Genomic DNA, 3,115 nt, shown 5'->3' on the forward strand with positions numbered 1-3,115 from the left:
CTGCTGCTCGGCCGGGCCGGTGCGCTTGCTGGTCTGCTTGGGCTTGGGCCTGGGACGTTCGGCGCGCACCCGCAGCTTGGCCGCGCCTGCCGCCCCGCCGCGTCCCGCGGTGCTCTCCCGTGGCGCGGTCAGCTCACGCAACCACATGGTCAGCACCGCCCCTAGCGGCCGTTCGTGGGTGATCCGGGAACACACGATCCGCGTAACCACGATCGTGATGATCACCGCCCACGCGGTGGAGAAGAACCCGAAGCCGATGTTCATCCGGCGTTCCACCGCGAGCACGGCCAGGAACACCACGGTTCCCACGCCCCATGCCACGTAGCGGGCTCGCCACGGGAAGGTCGCCTTCGGCGGGCCGAGCCAGACGGCGTCGACCCGGTAGACCTCGTCGTCGGTGCGGATCCGCACGGCCGATCACCCGCTGGTGCTGAACAGGCCGGCGATGAAGGTGCCGATGTCCACGCCCGCCCCGGTGACCGCGAAGCCGATCAGCGCCAGCGCGACGAAGACGCCGACGACGCGGCGCATCACTCCGGCGTTGTCGCCCTTGCCGCCGCCGAGCCACAGCAGCAGCAGCGCAACGGTCAGCAGCAGCAGCGGCAACAGATTGTTGATGATCCACCCGCGGATGCCTTCTGTGCCGAGACCTGTCTGCTGCGCCAGCGGATCCATCGCAGCTTGCACGTGCGCCAACGTTTCCAGCGGCATGGCGGTCATCTTGTTACCCCTGAGTGCGTGAAGGGTCGTCGGGTAGGTGCTGCGGCCCGCCGGATCTTCCCGGCACGCCGGTACGAGTAGAACATGACATGGTCACCAGCAGTAGTGTTCGGCCGGGCGGGCTCGGCATCCCGGACCGCGGATCACCACTCCGCTGGTCCATTCGGGGTTGGCTCGTTCGGAGCAGCGGGCGGGTAAGGGCGAGGCCGGTCGCGGTGTCGGATCGCGAATCCCTGCTCGTTCACCCTGTTGCGAATCCCTTCCACACGCACCGTGCACGAAACGGCCGGTCAGTGGAATTGCGCACACCACGCCGCCGTGCCGGACCACCGCCTGCGGCCCCTTCCGGGACCCGTCCGGCGGTGATCTTGACTGCATCCAGCGTAGCGTTCCGGCCCGCCACGCTGCCGCGCAGGTCGCGGCACGGGCGGTGACCAGCGGGCTCCCGGTGGGCGGAACGCGGGACCGGTCGAACACCGCCGGACGGCGCCGTTGAACGTCCACTCAGGACGGCTGCGGCGGCGCCGGTTTCGCCCGATCCGCCCTTCGAGGACCACCAGCCGTGGCGCCACCCCGCGGAAATCACGCCGCGGACGCGAGTTCCTCCCGGAACACACCGAGGGCGGCAGCGAGGTGCTCCTGCGCCGCCCCGCCGAGGCTCCATCCGTCCACGGTGGACTCCAGCGACCGGTCGCGCACGAAGCACGCGGGCGCGATCCGCTGCGCACCGTGCTCGCGCAGGAGCCGCCGCGCGGCGTAATCCACCCCCGATGCTTGAGCCTGCGTCGCACCCAGTCCCACGACCTGCACCGGTCCCCGCAGCGGGGGCATCAGTTCCAGCCAGGTCCGGACCAGGCGGCTCATCGGCGCCTCGTAACACGGCGTGATCAACACGACTCCTGCGGAGCCGGTGAGCAGCCGCCGGGTCCAGCGCAGCGTGGGCGCATCGGCGTCGCCCGCCAGCAGCGCGGACTCCGGCAGCTGGTGCAGCGGGACGGCGCGCAGCCGGAAACCGTTGCCGTGCAACGCTTCGGTGCTGACCCGCGCCAGCTCTTCGAGCTTCGAACCGGGACGTGCGGCGGCGACGACGGTGATGATCGGTGACATGAGCGGACTTCCTGCTCGGCGTGCACGGGCGCGACGGGTTCAGCAGGAAGAACAACGAGCACCGTTGACGCGCGCGAAGTCCACGTAGCGGCGACGGGTCAACGCGGCGGCGGTCATGGCGCCAGTAGAACCGGCCGCGGCGGCCCGGGCAACGACGTCCGCGCATCGGAACGCCGGGTGCCGGGAACGCCGGCCGCCGGGGTGCTGGGTGCCGGGACGCTGGGTGCCGGGGTACCGGGAGGCGGCGACTAGAATGGACCGGCGCGGATGAGTCGACCGGGCGGTCGCGGCGCGGGCGCGACCCGCGTCGAGGAAAGTCCGGACTCCACAGGGCAGGGTGGTTGCTAACGGCACCCCGGGGTGACCCGCGGGAAAGTGCCCCAGCAACCAGACCGCCCGGCCCGATTCGGGCCGGGTAAGGGTGAAAAGGTGGTGTAAGAGACCACCAGCGTCCCGGGTGACCGGGACGGCTCGGTAAACCCCACCCGGAGCAAGGCCAAGAGGGCACCGCGAGGTGCCTGCGCAGGTGCTCGAGGGCTGCCCGCCCGAGCCTGCGGGTAGGCCGCTGGAGCCTGCCGGCGACGGCAGGCCGAGATGGATGACCGCCGAACGGGACGGCCGCAAGGCCCCCGGGAACAGGATCCGGCTTACAGGTCGGCTCATCCGCGCACTAGCCGGAAGAACGAGCGGCCCGATCGACCGGATCCGTTGACTCCTCGCCAGCCGGCCCGCCCGAGACGCCCGCACCTCACCTCGCCGCGGCGGCAACGGAGTCCGGAGTGAACCCCGCGCTGTTCGGGCACTGGCCGACACGCGCGCACACCGCTCGATCCAGGGCGAACTTCCCGGAGTGAACGGACCGTTGGTCCGGCTAGATTGGACGAACAGGCCGTTCACTCGGAAACGGCCGCCGGGTCAGGGCAGGTGGGAGATGTCGTTGACCAGGCGGACCGAAGCGTTCGCGTCGGGGTAGAACTCGACGATCGACAGCGACGCGAGGTCCAGGTGCAGCCGGTAGAAGATCTCCGGGCCGACGCCGAGACCGAGTCGCAGCAGTGCCTTGATCGGGGTCACGTGGCTGACCACGATCACCGTGCTGCCCGCGTGCCGGTCCAGGATCTCGTCGCGGGCCGCGGTGACCCGACGGAACGCGGCGTCCAGGCTCTCGCCATCCGGCGGTTCCACGGTGGAGTCGCCGAGCCAGCGGCGGTGCAGCTGGGCGTACTTCTCCGCGGCCTCCGAGAACGTCAGCCCTTCCCACGCGCCGAAATCGGTCTCCAGCAGGCCA

4 protein-coding genes and 1 other RNA gene are annotated in these 3,115 nt (G+C 70.8%); 1 reads left to right on the forward strand and 4 read right to left on the reverse strand.

From position 1 onward, the window contains the following. The 3 genes from IJH84_RS12230 to IJH84_RS12240 form a co-directional block, all read right to left on the reverse strand. A partial coding sequence (locus IJH84_RS12230; RefSeq protein WP_295144221.1) for a hypothetical protein occupies positions 1-411 on the reverse strand: 411 nt, incomplete at its 3' end. Between the two features lie 6 nt (positions 412-417). After that, complete coding sequence (locus IJH84_RS12235; RefSeq protein WP_200071170.1) at positions 418-675, reverse strand: hypothetical protein; 258 nt, start codon at positions 673-675, stop codon at positions 418-420. Positions 676-1,302: 627 nt separating this feature from the next. Further along, positions 1,303-1,827 (reverse strand): NADPH-dependent FMN reductase, encoded by a 525-nt coding sequence (locus IJH84_RS12240; RefSeq protein ID WP_295144224.1) that lies wholly within the window; start codon positions 1,825-1,827, stop codon positions 1,303-1,305. 268 nt (positions 1,828-2,095) lie between these two features. Between IJH84_RS12240 and rnpB the strand changes: the two genes are divergently transcribed. Continuing rightward, positions 2,096-2,493: RNase P RNA component class A (gene rnpB, locus IJH84_RS12245), an RNA gene on the forward strand. A 249-nt stretch (positions 2,494-2,742) separates the two neighbouring features. Here the strand turns inward: rnpB and IJH84_RS12250 are convergent. Further along, positions 2,743-3,115 (reverse strand): histidine phosphatase family protein (locus tag IJH84_RS12250; RefSeq protein WP_295144227.1); only part of this gene is annotated, 373 nt, incomplete at its 5' end.

It is taken from the genome of Saccharopolyspora sp. (assembly GCF_017434145.1).
GTDB classification, from domain to species: Bacteria; Actinomycetota; Actinomycetes; order Mycobacteriales; family Pseudonocardiaceae; genus Saccharopolyspora_C; species Saccharopolyspora_C galaxeae.

What these genes read in the sequence shown, in the direction of transcription:
- IJH84_RS12235 (WP_200071170.1), bottom strand. Translation starts at nt 675, where the DNA reads ATGGATCCGCTGGCGCAGCAGACAGGTCTCGGCACAGAAGGCATCCGC.
- IJH84_RS12240 (WP_295144224.1), bottom strand. Translation starts at nt 1,827, where the DNA reads ATGTCACCGATCATCACCGTCGTCGCCGCCGCACGTCCCGGTTCGAAG.